Source organism: Methylorubrum sp. GM97 (genome assembly GCF_024347855.1).
GTDB lineage: Bacteria > Pseudomonadota > Alphaproteobacteria > Rhizobiales > Beijerinckiaceae > Methylobacterium > Methylobacterium extorquens.
In genome coordinates this window covers 917501-932500 of sequence record NZ_AP025942.1, presented here as the reverse complement: position 1 = coordinate 932500, position 15000 = coordinate 917501, and the positions used below count along the sequence as shown (strand labels likewise).

Annotated in this window: 15 protein-coding genes (1 of these 15 running past the window's edge); 9 read left to right on the top strand and 6 right to left on the bottom strand. The window is 68.9% G+C overall.

What is annotated here, in order from left to right; translation table 11 throughout:
* Positions 1 to 983: the 3' portion of an ABC1 kinase family protein gene (locus MSPGM_RS04485; protein ID WP_003604446.1), read on the top strand. It extends 649 nt beyond the left edge of the window; 983 of the gene's 1632 nt are visible here — the last part of the coding sequence; its start codon lies off the left edge, out of view; it ends in the stop codon at positions 981 to 983.
* 133 nt (positions 984 to 1116) lie between these two features.
* On the opposite strand, the gene MSPGM_RS04480 is transcribed toward MSPGM_RS04485, so the two are convergent.
* The 3 genes from MSPGM_RS04480 to MSPGM_RS04470 form a co-directional block, all read right to left on the bottom strand.
* The gene (locus MSPGM_RS04480; protein WP_003604447.1) at positions 1117 to 1296 is read right to left on the bottom strand and encodes a hypothetical protein; all 180 of its coding nucleotides are present in this window, start codon (positions 1294 to 1296) and stop codon (positions 1117 to 1119) included.
* 83 nt (positions 1297 to 1379) lie between these two features.
* The gene (locus MSPGM_RS04475) at positions 1380 to 2372 is read right to left on the bottom strand and encodes an SDR family oxidoreductase (RefSeq protein ID WP_003604449.1); all 993 of its coding nucleotides are present in this window, start codon (positions 2370 to 2372) and stop codon (positions 1380 to 1382) included.
* 68 nt (positions 2373 to 2440) lie between these two features.
* Positions 2441 to 3298, bottom strand: coding sequence for an SDR family oxidoreductase (locus MSPGM_RS04470; protein ID WP_003604451.1), 858 nt, complete (start codon positions 3296 to 3298; stop codon positions 2441 to 2443).
* Between the two features lie 175 nt (positions 3299 to 3473).
* Between MSPGM_RS04470 and MSPGM_RS04465 the strand changes: the two genes are divergently transcribed.
* The 6 genes from MSPGM_RS04465 to MSPGM_RS04440 all read left to right on the top strand — a co-directional run bounded on the left by MSPGM_RS04465 (position 3474) and on the right by MSPGM_RS04440 (position 8411).
* Entirely contained in the window at positions 3474 to 4127 is a 654-nt protein-coding gene (locus MSPGM_RS04465) for an FUSC family protein (RefSeq protein ID WP_012252709.1), read from the top strand.
* Between the two features lie 129 nt (positions 4128 to 4256).
* Positions 4257 to 5429 (top strand): zinc-dependent alcohol dehydrogenase, encoded by a 1173-nt coding sequence (locus MSPGM_RS04460; RefSeq protein ID WP_003605797.1) that lies wholly within the window; start codon positions 4257 to 4259, stop codon positions 5427 to 5429.
* 42 nt (positions 5430 to 5471) lie between these two features.
* Positions 5472 to 6083 carry a cysteine hydrolase family protein gene (locus MSPGM_RS04455; RefSeq protein WP_003605796.1) on the top strand — a complete coding sequence of 204 codons (612 nt, stop codon included), beginning with the start codon at positions 5472 to 5474 and terminating at the stop codon, positions 6081 to 6083.
* Between the two features lie 145 nt (positions 6084 to 6228).
* The gene (locus tag MSPGM_RS04450) at positions 6229 to 7239 is read left to right on the top strand and encodes an SDR family oxidoreductase (RefSeq protein ID WP_012752364.1); all 1011 of its coding nucleotides are present in this window, start codon (positions 6229 to 6231) and stop codon (positions 7237 to 7239) included.
* A 118-nt stretch (positions 7240 to 7357) separates the two neighbouring features.
* A complete protein-coding gene (locus MSPGM_RS04445; protein ID WP_003605792.1) occupies positions 7358 to 7609 on the top strand; it encodes a hypothetical protein in 252 nt (83 codons plus the stop codon).
* A 421-nt stretch (positions 7610 to 8030) separates the two neighbouring features.
* On the top strand, positions 8031 to 8411 hold the full coding sequence (locus tag MSPGM_RS04440; protein ID WP_003605789.1) for a hypothetical protein: 381 nt from the start codon (positions 8031 to 8033) through the stop codon (positions 8409 to 8411).
* Between the two features lie 89 nt (positions 8412 to 8500).
* Here MSPGM_RS04440 and MSPGM_RS04435 read toward each other — a convergent pair whose 3' ends face one another.
* The 3 genes from MSPGM_RS04435 to MSPGM_RS04425 form a co-directional block, all read right to left on the bottom strand.
* The gene (locus MSPGM_RS04435) at positions 8501 to 8863 is read right to left on the bottom strand and encodes an STAS/SEC14 domain-containing protein (protein ID WP_003605788.1); all 363 of its coding nucleotides are present in this window, start codon (positions 8861 to 8863) and stop codon (positions 8501 to 8503) included.
* 84 nt (positions 8864 to 8947) lie between these two features.
* Positions 8948 to 11125 carry a primosomal protein N' gene (locus MSPGM_RS04430; RefSeq protein WP_012752363.1) on the bottom strand — a complete coding sequence of 726 codons (2178 nt, stop codon included), beginning with the start codon at positions 11123 to 11125 and terminating at the stop codon, positions 8948 to 8950.
* 83 nt (positions 11126 to 11208) lie between these two features.
* Positions 11209 to 12378 (bottom strand): MFS transporter, encoded by a 1170-nt coding sequence (locus MSPGM_RS04425; protein ID WP_003606589.1) that lies wholly within the window; start codon positions 12376 to 12378, stop codon positions 11209 to 11211.
* A gap of 242 nt (positions 12379 to 12620) precedes the next feature.
* Between MSPGM_RS04425 and MSPGM_RS04420 the strand changes: the two genes are divergently transcribed.
* Positions 12621 to 13289, top strand: coding sequence for an esterase/lipase family protein (locus MSPGM_RS04420; protein ID WP_003606588.1), 669 nt, complete (start codon positions 12621 to 12623; stop codon positions 13287 to 13289).
* 251 nt (positions 13290 to 13540) lie between these two features.
* A complete protein-coding gene (locus MSPGM_RS04415; RefSeq protein WP_003606587.1) occupies positions 13541 to 14710 on the top strand; it encodes a complex I NDUFA9 subunit family protein in 1170 nt (389 codons plus the stop codon).
* Positions 14711 to 15000: the final 290 nt, after the last annotated feature.

Here is a 15000-nt window from a genome sequence, read left to right as displayed (position 1 = left end):
TCGCCGAGATCTTCGCCGGACGGGACGACATCGTCATCCCGAAGATTTTCTGGGAGTGGTGCTCCGAGCGGGTGCTCGTCCAGGAGTTCATCCACGGCATCTCGCCGAACGATGCCGCCGCGCTACGGACGATGGGAGCGGACAAGAAGGCGCTGGCGCAGAAGGGCTGCGACGCTTTCCTGCGCATGGCGCTGATCGAAGGCGTGTTTCACGCCGACCCGCATCCCGGCAACCTGCTGATCCTTCCCGGCAACCGGATCGGCTTCATCGATTTCGGCATCGTCGGGCGTCTGTCGCAGAAGCGGCGCCAGCAGCTCCTCGTTCTGATCGGCGCCATGCTCAAGCAGGATGTCGATGGCCTGATGGCCACGCTCCTCGATTGGACCGGCACCTCGAATCCAGACCTGAGCAAGCTGGAACAGTCCGCCCAGAACTTCGTGCAGGCTCATTCCTCGATCCCGCTCAATCTCGGGCTCGTGCTCACCGACTTCATGACCATGGCCCGCGAGAACGATCTCGCGATGCCGACCGATCTGGCGATCCTGTTCAAGGGGCTCGTGACCGCCGACGGCGTCATGCGCCAGCTCGATCCCGCTTTCGACCTGTTCGCCGCCGCAGGCCCGACCGTGCGAGCGAGCATGCGCTCGCAATTCTCGCTGCGCGGCCTGATGCGTAAGGCGGAATCGCTCGGGACCGGCCTCTACGGCGCGGCCTCCGAACTGCCGACGCTGATCCATCTCATGCTGGTGCGCCTCAAGCAGGGGCGCGTCACCGTCGAGATCGAGCTGAAGGGGATGGACAAGCTCGTCCGCGGCATCGAGCGGGGGGCCGCGCGGGTCGCCGTCGGCCTCGTCGTGGCGGCCTTCGCGACGCAGCTCGCGCCGCGGCTCATCGATCTCGGCACGCCGGCCTTCGTCATCATCGGGATGACGGTGGCGGTGCTGGGTATCGGCTGGCTGGTGTTGCTGAGCCGCGATCGCTGAGGTCGATCGGACGGGGCCGGGTTCTCTGAAGGCCCGCCTCGACGCGGAGGGCGCCGTAAATTCCGAGACGGATGGGCGCGCGGCCGCCGCCCGGGAGGGCGGGGCCGGTGCTGTCGCGGGGTGAAGTCTAAGCTCAGGCGCGGATGACGGGCTTGGCCTTGAGGGCGGCGGCCAGCGCCTTGAGCTGGCGGTCGAGATCGGCCAGTTCGTTCAGGGCGATGGTCTTGTGCCCCGCTTTCACCGCGCGCTCGATGTCGCTGACCTGCGAGGAGGCCATGCGCTTCAATTCAATCGCGAGTTGGTCCCTGGTCATCGGCGCTCCTTTCGTCACCAGGCTCGATGGGCCGGTGATAGGGGCTTAGGCTTAACCGGGGGTTTTCTCCGGGGCTTTCGCGTTCACCGTTTCGATCGCCGGCCACCGATCAGGCGACCGAGGGCCAGAGCAGCGCCGATGCCAACGACGGAGATGCCGACGCCGCTCAAGGTCGAGGCTGACGGAAGCCGTTTGCGCGCAAGCCAGCCTCCATCCGATGCGGTGCCTTCGCGGACCGGTGCGCGGAGCGCCCCGTGCGTCACCGGGGCGGGGTTGGCCCGGTCCAGGGCCCGGTTGAGGGCAAGGCCCATCAGGTGCTCGGTCGGGCCCGGTGCCAGGGCGTAGGCCGCCTGGGCGGCACGGGCGGGCCAGCCCACCGCGATCTCGTCACGGGGGTGGCGTACGACGTGGACGAGGGTCTCAGCCACCTCCTCGGGGGCGTAGAGCATCGGGCCGGGGTCGAGGGTGCGGCCGGAAACGTTGGCGCCATGCACGAAGCCCGGCGTATCGACCATCGCCGGAAACACCGCACAGACGTGGATATGAGGCGAGCGCCGCAATTCCTGGCGCAGACTCGCGGAGAAGCCGCGTAGGCCGAACTTGCTCGCGGTGTAGGCCGCGGCGAACGGCGCCGGCGCCCAGCCGCCGAGCGAGACCATGTTGACGAGAACGCCGCGCTGCTGCTCGAGAAAGCGGGGCAGCACGGCGTAAGCACCGTGCATCGCTCCGAACAGGTTCACCTCGACGGTGCGACGATGCAGGTCGAGCGGCGCATCCTGGAACGGGCCGAACACGCCGGTGCCGGCATTGTTGATCCAGACGTCGATGCGGCCGAACCGATCCTCCGCCGCCCGCGCCAGGGCCTCGACCGCCTGCGGATCGGTCACGTCGGTGGGCACCGCAAGCGCCGCGGAGAAGTATCGGCTGCATTCCTCGGCGAGCCGTTCGAGCAATGCCTGCCGCCGTGCCGCGACGACGACATGGGCACCGGCTCGCGCGAAGGCGAGGGCCCCGGCACGCCCGATGCCGCTCGAAGCGCCGGTGATGACGACGACGGCCCCGTGAAGGTTTTTCAAGGCAGAACTCCCAGCCAAGGCGTCCCGCCCCGGAGGGCCGGACGCATCCGTTCGGCATTTGAGCGAAATCAGATAATCGGCTTGCCGCCCGTCACCGCCACCGTGGCACCGGAGACGTAGCTCGACTCGTCGGAGGCCAGCATCACGTAGACCGGCGCGAGCTCCTTCGGCTGACCCGGCCGCTTCATCGGCACCTGCGAGCCGAACTGCTTCACCTTCTCGGCCGGCATGGTCGAGGGGATCAGCGGCGTCCAGATCGGGCCCGGGGCGACGCAGTTCACGCGAATCCCCCTCTCGGCCAGCATCTGCGCGAGGCCGCCGGTGTAGTTCTGAATCGCACCCTTGGTGGTGGCGTAGGCCAGCAGCTGCGGGCTCGGCGTGTCGGCGTTGACGGAGGTCGTGTTGATGATGGCCGAACCCTCGCGCATATGCGGCAGCACGGCCTTGGTCAGGTAGAACATCGCGTGGATGTTGACCTGGAACGTCTTCTCCCACTCCTCGTCCGAGATCTCCTCCGGATCGTTGAAGGTCGCCTGATGCGCGGCATTGTTGACGAGGATATCGACGCGCCCGAAAGCTTCGACCGCTTGATCGACGATGCGCTTGCAATGGGCGGCATCGCCGATATTGCCCGGCACCAGCACCGCCTTGCGGCCCGCTTCCTCGATCAGCCGGCGTGTCTCGGCGGCGTCCTCCTCCTCATCGAGATAGGAGATGAGCACGTCGGCGCCTTCGCGGGCATAGGCCAGCGCGACGGCACGGCCGATCCCGGAATCACCACCGGTGATGATCGCCTTCTTGCCCTCGAGGCGGCCGGAACCCTTGTAGCTCGTCTCGCCGTGGTCGGGCTTCGGATTCATGGCGTTGGTCGCGCCGGGCATCGGCTGCGGTTGGTCGGGAAAAGGCGGCTTCGGAAATGATTCCATCGACCTTGCTCCGGTGCTGTCGGCTGTGAGGGATGCCCGGACAACCCCGCCGCGCGAGTCGAGTTCGGCCGAATCGTCGCGCGCTGCACCGGTGTTCCGCGGGCGTCCGTGCGCGTTGGTGTGTTCGCTCGTCCTCTAGGCCGGGCGAGGATCGTCAGGCTTGAAGGGAGAACGGATGCGGGCTGAGCGGGCTTTACGCCGTGAACAGGGAGAGGATGCGGTGGAGCGCGCCGCTGCGGATGCCGTGCGGGCGGAGGCCGCAGTCGAGGAGACGCGCCGGGCCGACCGCGATACCAGCCGCATCCGCTGGCTGCGGGATCAAGTCACGCGGCTGCGCAAGCGCCTGCCGCTGCGGCGCCGCTTCTCCGGCGGGCTCGCGCATGGTGTGATGTCGGCGGTCGCTGCCATCGTCGCTTATCTGCCGACGCAGGTGCTCGGCCTGCGCGAGGGATTCTGGGCGGCGATCACGGCGGTCGCCGTTGCGCAGACCGAGTTCGGCGCGACCCGCTCCACGGCCCGCGACCAGTTCAGCGGTGCCGCGATCGGCGGCCTGATCGGGCTTGCCGCCTACCTGACCCTGGGACCGTCCCTGCCGACCTACGCGGCCACGGTCGTGCTCGCGATCCTCGCCTGCTGGCTCGTCAACGTGGCGAGTGCCTGCCGGCTGGCCGGGATCACCGCCACCATCATCCTGCTGGTGCCGCATCTCGGGCCGGTGGAGCGGATGGCGGGATCGCGGGTGCTGGAAGTCGGCTGGGGCGTGTGCGTGGCGATCGGCACGGTCTGGCTCGTGACCCGTCTGAACCGGAGGTTCGGGATCAAGCTCTGACGCCGGCCGGCTGCCAGAGCGTCTGAACGGCGTCCGCAGGAAAGTCAGGAGGGAACTTGGCCGTACGCAGCGGGGGTTCCTGAGCGGATGCCCTGAGTGGCACCGCCTTCCACGCTTCGAGGACGTTTGATGAAAGCACTGTGCTGGCACGGCAAGGGTGACATTCGCTGTGACACGGTGCCGGATCCCTCGATCGAGGATTCCCGCGACGTCATCATCAAAGTGACCTCCTGCGCGATCTGCGGCTCCGACCTCCACCTGATGGACGGGCAGATGCCGACGATGAAGTCGGGCGATGTGCTCGGCCACGAATTCATGGGTGAGGTGGTCGAGACCGCGCCGGGCTTCACCAAGTTCAAGAAGGGCGATCGCATCGTCGTGCCCTTCAACATCAATTGCGGCGAGTGCCGCCAGTGCAAGCTCGGCAACTACTCCGTCTGCCAGCGCTCGAACCGCAACGCCGAGATGGCCGCCGCGCAGTTCGGCTTCACCACGGCCGGACTGTTCGGCTACTCGCACATCACCGGCGGCTATGCCGGCGGGCAGGCCGAGTATGTGCGCGTGCCCATGGCCGATGTGGCGCCAATGAAGGTGCCGGAGGGCATGGACGACGAATCGGTCCTGTTCCTCACCGACATCCTGCCGACCGGCTGGCAGGGCGCTGAGCATTGCGAGATCAAGGGCGGCGAGATCATCGCCGTGTGGGGCGCGGGGCCCGTCGGCCTGTTCGCGATCCAGTCGGCCAAGATCATGGGCGCCGAGCGGATCATCGCCATCGACACGGTGCCCGAGCGTCTCGAGCTCGCCCGGAAATACGGCGCGACCGACATCATCGATTTCGCCAAAGGGGACGTGTTCGAGCGCATCAAGGAGATCAGCCGAGGTGAGGGCGCTGACGGCGTCATCGACTGCGTCGGCATGGAAGCCAGCGCCGGCCACGGCCTCTCCAGCGTGATCTCGACGCTGCAGGAGAAGCTGACCTCGACCGAGCGGCCCTACGCCCTGATGGAAGCGATCCGCGCGGTGCGGCCCTGCGGCATCGTCTCGGTGCCCGGCGTCTACGGTGGGCCAATCCCCGTCAACATGGGGGCGATCGTTCAGAAGGGCCTGACCCTCAAGAGCGGTCAGACGCACGTGAAGCGCTACCTCGAACCGCTGACCAAGCTGATCCAGCAGGGCAAGTTCGACACCGCCTCGCTGATCACCCACCGCTCTGCCGACCTCGCGGACGGGCCCGACCTCTACAAGACCTTCCGCGACAAGAAGGACGGCTGCGTCAAGGTCGTCTTCCACCCGAACTAAAAGCACAGAGAAGAACAGAGAAGAAAGGTCTCGGAGCGAGCCATGGCGCGCAAAGACGGTTTGAAATTCGGCGATCTCGGCCCGCGGGCCGCCCATCTCTGCGTCGACGCGCAGCGGATGTTCTCCGAGGAGACGGACTGGCACACGCCCTGGCTCGCCCGCATCCTGCCGAACATCGAGCGCATCGCCGCCGCCCATCCGGAGCGGACCGTGTTCACCCGCTTCGTGCCGCTCCGCTCTCCCGAGGAGGGAAGGGGGGCGTGGCGGCGCTACTACGAGCACTGGCCCAAGATGACGCTGGAGGCGCTCGGACCCGAGATGGTCGATCTGGTGCCGAGCGTGACCCGTTTCGTGCCGCCGGCCAAGGTGGTCGACAAGTTGGTCTACTCGCCCTGGCTGAAGCCCGAACTGGCCGGTTTGCTGGAGGCGGAGGCGATCGACACCCTCGTGGTGACGGGCGGCGAGACCGACGTCTGCGTGCTGGCCACCATCCTCGGCGCGGTCGATCGCGGCTATCGGGTGATCGTCGCTTGCGATGCGGTGTGCTCGTCCGCCGACCAGACCTACGACGCGATGATGTTCCTCTACCAGAGCCGCTTCGGCGAGCAGATCGAAACGGCGTCGACCGACGAGATCCTGGGCGCGTGGTCCTGATCGCCGATTGAGGCGCCCGGCCGTTCCGAAGCGGCCGAAACTGGGCCGCTGGCGGCCGGGTTCACTCCTGACAGGCTCCGAGACTACGCTGCACCCTGCAGGGCCCGGCCGCCTCCCTCATCCGACGTGATCCCAGGAGATGCGCATGCCGAGCGCCCCCAAGAAGCCGCTCGACCAGCAGGTCATCGTCATCACCGGTGCGTCCAGCGGCATCGGACTGGCGACCGCCCGCATGGCCGCGGCACGCGGCGCGCGCGTCGTGCTCGCTGCCCGCAACGGGGAGGCGCTGGCCGAGATCCAGGCGGAGATCGAACGGCATGGCGGTGCGGCGATTCACGTCGTCACCGACGTCTCGGACCGGGCGCAGGTCGAGGCCCTGGCCCGGGCGGCGATCGACCGCTACGGCCGCATCGACACCTGGGTGAACGATGCCGGCCTTTCGATCATCGGTCGGCTCGAAGAGATCGAGGACAGTGACCATCGCCGCCTGTTCGACGTCAACTTCTGGGGCGTGGTCTACGGCTCGCTCGTGGCGCTGCCGCATCTGAAGGAGAGCGGCGGCACGCTGATCAACCTCGGCAGCGTTGCCTCCGACGTCGCCTTCCCGCTCCAGGGTATGTACAGCGCGAGCAAGCACGCCATCAAAGGCTTTACCGATTCCCTGCGCATCGAGCTGAAGGAGGAGGGCGCGCCGGTCGCGGTCACCCTCATCAAGCCGGCGGCGATCGACACGCCCTTTCCGGCCCATGCCCGCAACTACACCGACCGCGAGCCGAAGCTGCCGCCGCCGGTCTACCGCACCGAAGAGGTCGCCGAGGCGATCCTCCATGCGGCGGTGCATCCCCGCCGCGACATCTATGTCGGCGGCGGCGGCCGGATCATGAGCGCGGCCCAAGCGGTGGCGCCGCGCGTCTTCGATGCGGTCGGAAGCGGTATGGCCGGCCTGCAGATGCGCGAGGAGCCACCCCGCCGCCCGGAGGGATCGCTCTATCAGGCGGGCGTCGGTGGCCAGACCGCCGGAAGCCATCCCGGCTACGTCATGCGCCGCAGCCTCTATACCCGCGGCACGCTCCATCCGCTCACGACGGCGGCGGTGGTCGCTGGCGTCGGGCTCGCCGCGGCGGCAAGCCTGCTCGGCGGCACCCGTCACCGCTGATTCCGGCCCGCGGACGGCCCCGGCCCCCGTTTCGACACGCGCTTCGCCGAACCGGCATCCATCTCGGCGGAGCGCACCGCAAGCCCAACCCGATGGATGCCCCCGAAACGGATTCGACGTGGCGAACCTGGACACCACCCTGGATATCTTCTCGGCGCTGCTCGCATCCGAGCAACCGGTTCCGGTCGCCGAGGCCGACGAGGCGATCTGGGCCTATCTCGCTGCGTTCGGCGGTCTCGATGCGCAGGTGCGGGCCCTCGACCGGCTCGTGGAGGGCGTGGCCGGTCTCGACGCCACCTCCACCTTCATGCCGAGCCTGCGCGACGCCCTCGATCGTCACCGGGCGCGCCTCGCCGAACCGTCCGCCTGACAGCCCTTATCGCAACAGCTTTCGCGAGCTGCGAGGCCGGCCCCTCGCACCGGCTTTCAATCGGGCGTGCCGCCCCTTTGCCGGAGCGAGGCACACTGCGCCAATCAAGCGGCGGGGTTCGATCCCATCGCGTGCATCGCCCTGGCTATCCCTGCATCTCAAGAACGCGTGCCCGCAGTCTTTATGGCTGCGCTTGCAACACCGTGGTGCATAAAAGGCGCGAATGGCGACGCTTCTGTTTCGAAGACGCGTCGATCGTCCGGCGAACAGCCATGGTTTGCTGTCAGGAACAATCATTCGTTGGCGTCATATTATCGCCTCTTGTTTCGCTAGAGTGCAGACATCTCACAGATCGACGGTACGGACAGCGCAGGCGACGGCGCACCGTGCGCCTCACCCGCGTCGCTGAGTTGGATGCTGCATGCTCAAGTTCGCCCTCACCGCTGCTCTGGCCGCCGTGCTCGCCTCGCCGGCGATGGCAGGAGATTTCGATGGGACGTGGTCGGTTCAACTCGTGACCGAAAGCGGCATGTGTGACGCCCAATACAGCTACACCCTGGCCGTACGGGACGGACAGGTCCGCCCGGTCACGACGGTGGCTTCCGGCGGCACCACGGTGAGCGGCCGTGTCGGGGCGGATGGGGGTGTCGGCCTGAACGTTGCGGCTTCGGCCGCGAACGGGACCGCCTCGGGCCGGCTCCAGGCCCGCTCGGGCTCCGGCACGTGGCGCGTCTCCGGCGGCCTGTGCACCGGCCGTTGGGTCGCCAAGCGCCACACGCTCCGAACCGCGCTCGCCGAGTAACCTGATCGTCTGTCGTTCGAAAAGAGTGGGGCGAGCCCGTAAGGCTCGCCCCTTTTTCGTGCGTTCGTGCGGGAGCGGTCCGTACCGCGTCAGGCCGCGGCTTCGAGCCAGGTCCGCGCCTCGCCGATGCGGGCGCGCTCGAACACCTTGATCTGCACCGGCGAGACGAAGCCGAAGGTCTCGGCCACGGCCTTGAGCCAGGTCGCGTCGGTGACAAGGGCGACGTGGCTCACGCCCTTCATCATCGAGATGCCGAAGCGCGGGTCCTTGAAGAAGGCCGCCGGCTCCATGCCCTCGAAGCTACGGATGTCCTCCAAGAGTTTGATGCGGCCGCCCTTGTCGAGGTCGGCCTTCATCGCGGTCATGACCGTGTTCATCTCCTCGTCGGAGATCTTCCCATCGACGACGATCTCGGCGATGGCGGAATCGGGCTTCTTCTCATAGGTCAGCAAGGCGGGGCGCTCCTCGAATGAGCCGAGGACGAGCGCGCCGGCAGGAAACTGCGAGCGACCTCGACCGACGGCGGACGGACGCGATTATAGGAAGCTCTGCGGGTCCACGTCGATTGCGACCTTGAGGTTACCCCGCGGCTTCGGTCCGCGCGCCAGCCAATCCCGCAGATAACTCTGCACGTCGATGCCGCGCTCGGTCTTCACCAGCAGGCGGAATCGCCAGCGCCCGCGGATCAGGGCAAGCGGCGCCTCCGCCGGGCCGAGGACGGAGACGCCGGGCGGCGGTTCGGCGACGCGTGCAAGCGCCTGCCCGTGCGCCTCGGCCTTCTCCCGCTCTTCCCCGGAGACGATCAGCGCCGCGAGCCGTCCGAACGGCGGAAGCCCCGCGGCCTCGCGGGCCCAGATCTCTTCCTCGTAGAAGCGGTCGGCATCCCCCGAGAGCAGGGCGGCGATGACCGGATGCTCGGGCTGGTAGGTCTGCACCAGGGCGCGTCCCGGCCGCTCGCCGCGCCCCGCACGCCCCGTCACCTGCTGCAGGAGCTGGAAGGTGCGCTCGGCCGCGCGCGGATCGCCGGAGGTGAGACCGATATCGGCGTCGAGCACCCCGACGAGGGTCAGGTGCGGGAAGTTGTGGCCCTTGGCCACGAGCTGCGTGCCGACGACGATGTCGCAATCGCCCGCCGCCACCGTCTCCAGTTCCTGGCGCAGCCGCTCGGCGCCGCCGGGAAAGTCGCTCGACAGCACGACGATGCGCTGCTCGGGGAACAGCTCGGTCACCTCCTCGGCGATCCGCTCGACGCCCGGCCCGCAGGGCGTGAGGTGATCGAAGGCGCCGCACTCGGTGCAGGCCTCGGGCTTGCGCTCGGCGTAGCCGCATTGGTGGCAGACCAGCGCGCGGCGGAAGCGGTGCTCCACGAGCCAGGTCGAGCAGTTGCGGCACTGGTAGCGGTGGCCGCAGGCCCGGCACAGGGTGAGCGGCGCGTAGCCCCGGCGGTTGAGGAACAGCAGCGCCTGATCGCCGGCGGCCAGCGTGCTCTTGACCGCGTTCACCATCGGCGGCGACAGGAAGCGTCCGCGCTCCGGCTTGTCGAGGCGCATGTCGATGGCCGCGATATCGGGCATCGGCCGCCCACCGAAGCGGCCGGGGAGCACGACGTGGCGGTAGCGCCCGCTCTGCGCGTTGACCCGCGACTCGATCGACGGCGTGGCCGAGGCGAGCACCACCGGGCAGCCCTCGATCTTGCCGCGCACCACCGCCATGTCGCGGGCGTGATAATGGACGCCGTCCTCCTGCTTGTAGGCGGATTCGTGCTCCTCATCGACGACGATCAGGCCGAGATTCCGGAACGGCAGGAACAGGGCCGAGCGGGCGCCGACCACCACCGAGACCTCGCCCGCGGCCACCCCTGCCCGCAGCCGCTCGCGGCGCTTGCCGCCGATGCCGGAATGCCAGGTCGCCGGCCGCACCCCGAAGCGCCCGGCGAAGCGGTCGAGGAACTGCGCGGTCAGCGCGATTTCCGGCATCAGCACCAGGGCCTGCCGCCCCTGCCGCACGCACTCGGCCACCGCCTCGAAATAGACCTCCGTCTTGCCCGAGCCGGTGACGCCTTCGAGGAGGATCGTCTCACCGGTCGCAGCATCGGCGGGCGATGGGGCGTCGGCGATCAAGGCGTGCGCCGCCTCCGCCTGCGCATCCGACAGCGGCACCCGCGGATGGTCCGGGTCCGGCGGCAGCGCCACGGGCTCGGGCATCAGCGCCACGGTCTCCAGCGCGCCGTCATCGATCAGTCCATCGACCACGCTGAGCGAGACCCCGGCCTCCTTGGCGAGCGCGCTCTTGCCCCGCACCGCGTTGTCGGCGGCGACAGCCATCACCTTGCCGCGGGCGACCGTCTGCCGGGTCGGCGGCTTGCCGGCGGCGCGCACACCGACACGCGGCGCCTCGTTGCGGGCGGCCTCGTCGGGCAGGCGCAGGGCCATGGCGAGCGCCGAACCCTTCGGCGCCAGGGTGTAGCGCGCCAGCCAATCGACCAGCTTGCGCAGAGACTCCGAGAGCGGCGGCGCCTCGACCTTGCCCGTCACCGGCCGCAGGTTTCCCCCCGAGGCCCGCTCGTCGAGCCCCCAGACCACGCCGATCGTCTCGCGCGGACCCAACGGCACCTGCACGATGTCGCCCTCGGCGAGGGTCAGCCCGGCCGGCACCGCGTAGCTGTAGGCGGTGTCGAGCGCGAGCGGGATCAGGATTTCGGCGACGGCAGGCATGGAATCACGAGAAGGGAATCACGAAAGCAGTCTGATTTGTTCTATATATGTTCCGCTCCGCGAAGGCGAGTGCGGCTCGCCCCTTATCGGATGTCCGAGAGCCCCCGCGCAACGGGAACGGCCGACAGGCTCACCGCGGCCATCACCCAGAAGCCTTTTTCGCCGGCATCATCGTAGAGGGAGCCCGAGAGCAGCAGCATCAGTGCGGAGGCGAGCCCGAGCCCGAAGGTGCCGTAGACTGTCAGCGCCGTCGCCCGGCGTTGCTCCGGCACGGTCTCCACGATCAGCCGCAGGCAGGCAAGGTGCAGGAGCGCAAAGGTCAGCCCGTGCAACGCTTGAATCAGGACGAGGCCGGGCAGCCAGGAGGTCTGCGCCTGCACCGCCCAGCGCAACGCTCCGGCAAGCGCCGCGAGCGCGAGCGCCCGATCCGGCCCGATCCGCGCCAAGAGCCGCGGCCCGAGCCAGAGGAACACCATGACCTCGGCCAAGACCGCTTCCGCCCAGAGCAGGCCTGCCACCCGCGGCCCGATTCCCGCCGCCTGCCAGACGATGACCGCGAAGGCGTCGTGCATCGCATGCGCGCCGATCACCAGTGCGGCGGCAAGGACGAGCCGGCGGAAGCGGGCATCCGCGGCAAGCGCCGCGAACCCGCCGCCCGCGTCCTCGGCCGGCATCGCGGGCCCGGCATTCCGCGCGAGGCGCAATGTCAGCGCGGCCCCGGCGGCGAACAGGACGCCGCAGGCCAGAGGGCCGGCGCCGTAGCCGAAGATCCTGATGATGGAGCCGGCAAGGACGGTGGTGGCGATGAAGGCGGCCGAGCCGGCGCCGCGGATGCGGCCGTAGACGGCTCCGTCACGACTGCCGGCGAGCGCCACCGTATCGGCCAGCGGCGCGAGCGGCGCGGTCGCCGCCGCCTGGGCGAGGGCGATGGCGAACAGCACGATGAAGCCGTGGCCACCGAGGAAAGCCAGGGTCAGCACCGCCGAGAGGGCGAGGCCTCCGGCCAGGAAGTCCCGCGCGGCGCCGTGCCGGTCGGCGAGCCGTCCCGCCAGCGGCCCGGCGGCAAGCCGCACCAGCATCGCGGCGGAGAGCAACGTTCCGATTTCGCTCGGTCCCAATCCCCGCGTTTCGAGGAACGCGGGCAGGAAGGGTGAGAGTGCACCATAGGCGCCGTAGAGCGTGGCAAAGAGCAGGAGGAGGCGGCCCGAACCGGTCCGCTCGTCTCGCTCCGTGTCTTCCTCCGTCGCCGACACTTCGCGCGCCTCGCTACGAGTCCCTGCTGCGACGATGCCAGGGAATGCCCGCGGATCGAAGTGCGGCAAGCCGCATTCTGCCTGTATCGACGGCCGATCCGCCGTTGACCCATAAGCGTGAACACGCAGAGTTCGTCGGGAGCATTGCGTGTCTCTTCATCCATGCGTCGAAAAAATGGGACGATGACTGCTCTCCTCTGCACCGCATTCGCCGACACGACGCTCGCGATGGCCCTGCGGCCATGAGCGGAACGAGCGCCGACGGGACCGAAGGCGTCCTCCTGCTGCACGGCATCGCCCGCCGGGCCGCCTCGCTGCGCCCGTTGGAGCGCCGGCTGACACGCGCCGGCTACGTTACCCTCAACCTCGATTATCCGGCACGGCGGCTCGGACTCGCCGACATTGCCGAAGTGATTGCACCGACGGTCGCAGCCTTCGGTGAGGACGTGACGCGCCTTCACATCGTCACCCATTCCATGGGCGGCCTCGTCGCCCGCGTGCTCCTGGCCCAGCGCCGGCCGGACAACCTCGGGCGCGTGGTGATGCTGGGTCCGCCCAATGGCGGCAGCGAAATCACCGATGCGCTGCACCGCTTCGCGGCCTACCGCCGCTTCTTCGGCCCGGCCGGCGCCGAACTCGGCACGGAGCGCGGGGCAGCGCAGGCGCGCCTCTTCGGCCGGGTCGATTACCCGCTCGGCATCATCGCCGGCAGCCGCAGCCTCTACCCTCTGGCCTCGCTGTTGCTGCTGCCGGGGCCGAACGACGGACGCGTCACGGTCACGCGCACCCGCCTCGACGGGATGACCGGCCACATCGTGCTGCCGGCCGCGCACCCGACGATGATGTGGAACCGCCGCCTGGCCGCCGAGACCCTGCACTTCCTGCGCGAGGGGCGCTTCGGCGGCCGATGAAGGATCGCGCCGCAGGTCGCCCAAGGGGCGCCTAAGGATCACCCAAGACTCGGTCATGAGAACGAGCCGGCAACCACCTCTTGGAACGATGCGCGATCCGTTCCATTTTCCTCAAGCCGGCAGGCTGCTCTCGCCTTCAAACTGGTCTAAGGAGCGTGCTGCCGACGGTCGCGCTCCGGGGCTCGTCGGCCGTGTGCGGTCATGCCGCCCGTCTCGACGTGTCACCCGAGATAAAGGGGCCTCCATCGGCCATGAGCAGCCTCGTCACCGCGCCCGGCGCGACCACCCGCCCGCAATCGCAGCTCGTGACCGTGTTCGGCGGTTCCGGCTTCCTCGGGCGCCACGTGGTGCGGGCCCTGGCAAAGCGCGGTTATCGAATTCGCGTCGCCGTGCGCCGGCCCGATCTCGCCCTGTTCCTGCAACCACTCGGCAAGGTCGGTCAGATCGTCGGCGTTCAGGCCAACCTTCGCTATCCCGACTCCATCCGCCGCGCGGTCGAGCATTCCGATATCGTCATCAACCTCGTCGGCATCCTGCAGGAATCGGGCAGCCAGCGCTTCTCGAAGCTCCAGACGGAAGGGGCCGGCGAGATTGCCCGAGCCGCCGCGGCAGTGGGTGCGAAGCTGGTCCATGTCTCGGCGCTCGGCGCCGACCCGGATTCACCCTCGCTCTACGCCCGCTCCAAGGCGCTCGGCGAGGCGGAGGTGCTGCGCGCCTCCCCCGATGCCGTGATCTTCCGTCCCTCGCTGGTCTTCGGACCCGGCGACGGCTTCTTCAACCGCTTCGCCTCGCTCGCGACCTTCCTGCCGGCCCTGCCGCTCGCCGGTGCGCAGACCCGCTTCCAGCCGGTCTTCGTCGGCGATGTCGCCGAAGCGATCGCCCGCGCGGTCGATGGGTTGGCGCCCGGAGGCCGGGTCTACGAGCTCGGCGGGCCGGAGGTGAATACGCTCGAATACTTCGTGCGCTACATGCTCGAGGTGACGATGCGCCGCCGCGCCGTGCTCGACCTTCCCGAGCCGGTGGCGCGCCTGCAGGCGCGGGTGATCGAGATCGCCGACACGCTGACCCTCGGTCTGCTTCCGGCCAACCTCAAACTGACGCGCGATCAGGTCGCCCTGCTTCAGGTCGACAACGTCGTCTCGGATGCCGCGAAGGCGGAGGGTCGCACCATCGAGGCGCTCGGCATCGTGCCGACGGCGGTCGAGGCGGTCGTGCCCGGCTATCTCTGGCGCTTCCGCAAGGCGGGGCAGTTCGCGCAGGGGCGCGGCACCGAAGCGCAAGCCGGTGTGCCCGATCTCCTGGCTCCGCACAGCGAGTCGACCCAGTCGACGCATCGCCCCGGTCGCGCCAGTGGCCCGGCGATCGGCCAGCAGGCCGCCGGTCAAAACCGTGAGGGCGTTCGCTGGGGGACGCGCGGCTGAGAGGGGAGGGCACTCCGCTCGCGGAGTGCCCCTCGGATGCGGCAGGCAGGCTCCGTAACGGCCCTTCTCGCATTTCCCGCGTTTTTCCGATTGACGCCCTGCGGGGCTGCCCTTATACCCCGTTTCGCCGACGGGGCGCCGCGGTCCACGGGTTGGTGGGGCGGGGGTCTGGTTGGTCTTCGGGATTGTTGGTGAGCGGAGCTGATCCGGGTGACTGGATCGGGCAATCGCTGTCCTTCTGGTTCCGGAGTGTCGATGGATCCGGGCGCTGTGGCGCTTGACTGGGTCGG

Bases quoted from the DNA above. Each gene is read 5' to 3' on its own strand.
- MSPGM_RS04470 (WP_003604451.1), bottom strand. From the start codon at position 3,298: ATGGAATCATTTCCGAAGCCGCCTTTTCCCGACCAACCGCAGCCGATG.
- MSPGM_RS04480 (WP_003604447.1), bottom strand. From the start codon at position 1,296: ATGACCAGGGACCAACTCGCGATTGAATTGAAGCGCATGGCCTCCTCG.
- MSPGM_RS04415 (WP_003606587.1), top strand. From the start codon at position 13,541: ATGAGCAGCCTCGTCACCGCGCCCGGCGCGACCACCCGCCCGCAATCG.
- MSPGM_RS04450 (WP_012752364.1), top strand. From the start codon at position 6,229: ATGCCGAGCGCCCCCAAGAAGCCGCTCGACCAGCAGGTCATCGTCATC.
- MSPGM_RS04455 (WP_003605796.1), top strand. From the start codon at position 5,472: ATGGCGCGCAAAGACGGTTTGAAATTCGGCGATCTCGGCCCGCGGGCC.
- MSPGM_RS04465 (WP_012252709.1), top strand. From the start codon at position 3,474: ATGCGGGCTGAGCGGGCTTTACGCCGTGAACAGGGAGAGGATGCGGTG.
- MSPGM_RS04430 (WP_012752363.1), bottom strand. From the start codon at position 11,125: ATGCCTGCCGTCGCCGAAATCCTGATCCCGCTCGCGCTCGACACCGCC.
- MSPGM_RS04460 (WP_003605797.1), top strand. From the start codon at position 4,257: ATGAAAGCACTGTGCTGGCACGGCAAGGGTGACATTCGCTGTGACACG.
- MSPGM_RS04440 (WP_003605789.1), top strand. From the start codon at position 8,031: ATGCTCAAGTTCGCCCTCACCGCTGCTCTGGCCGCCGTGCTCGCCTCG.
- MSPGM_RS04420 (WP_003606588.1), top strand. From the start codon at position 12,621: ATGAGCGGAACGAGCGCCGACGGGACCGAAGGCGTCCTCCTGCTGCAC.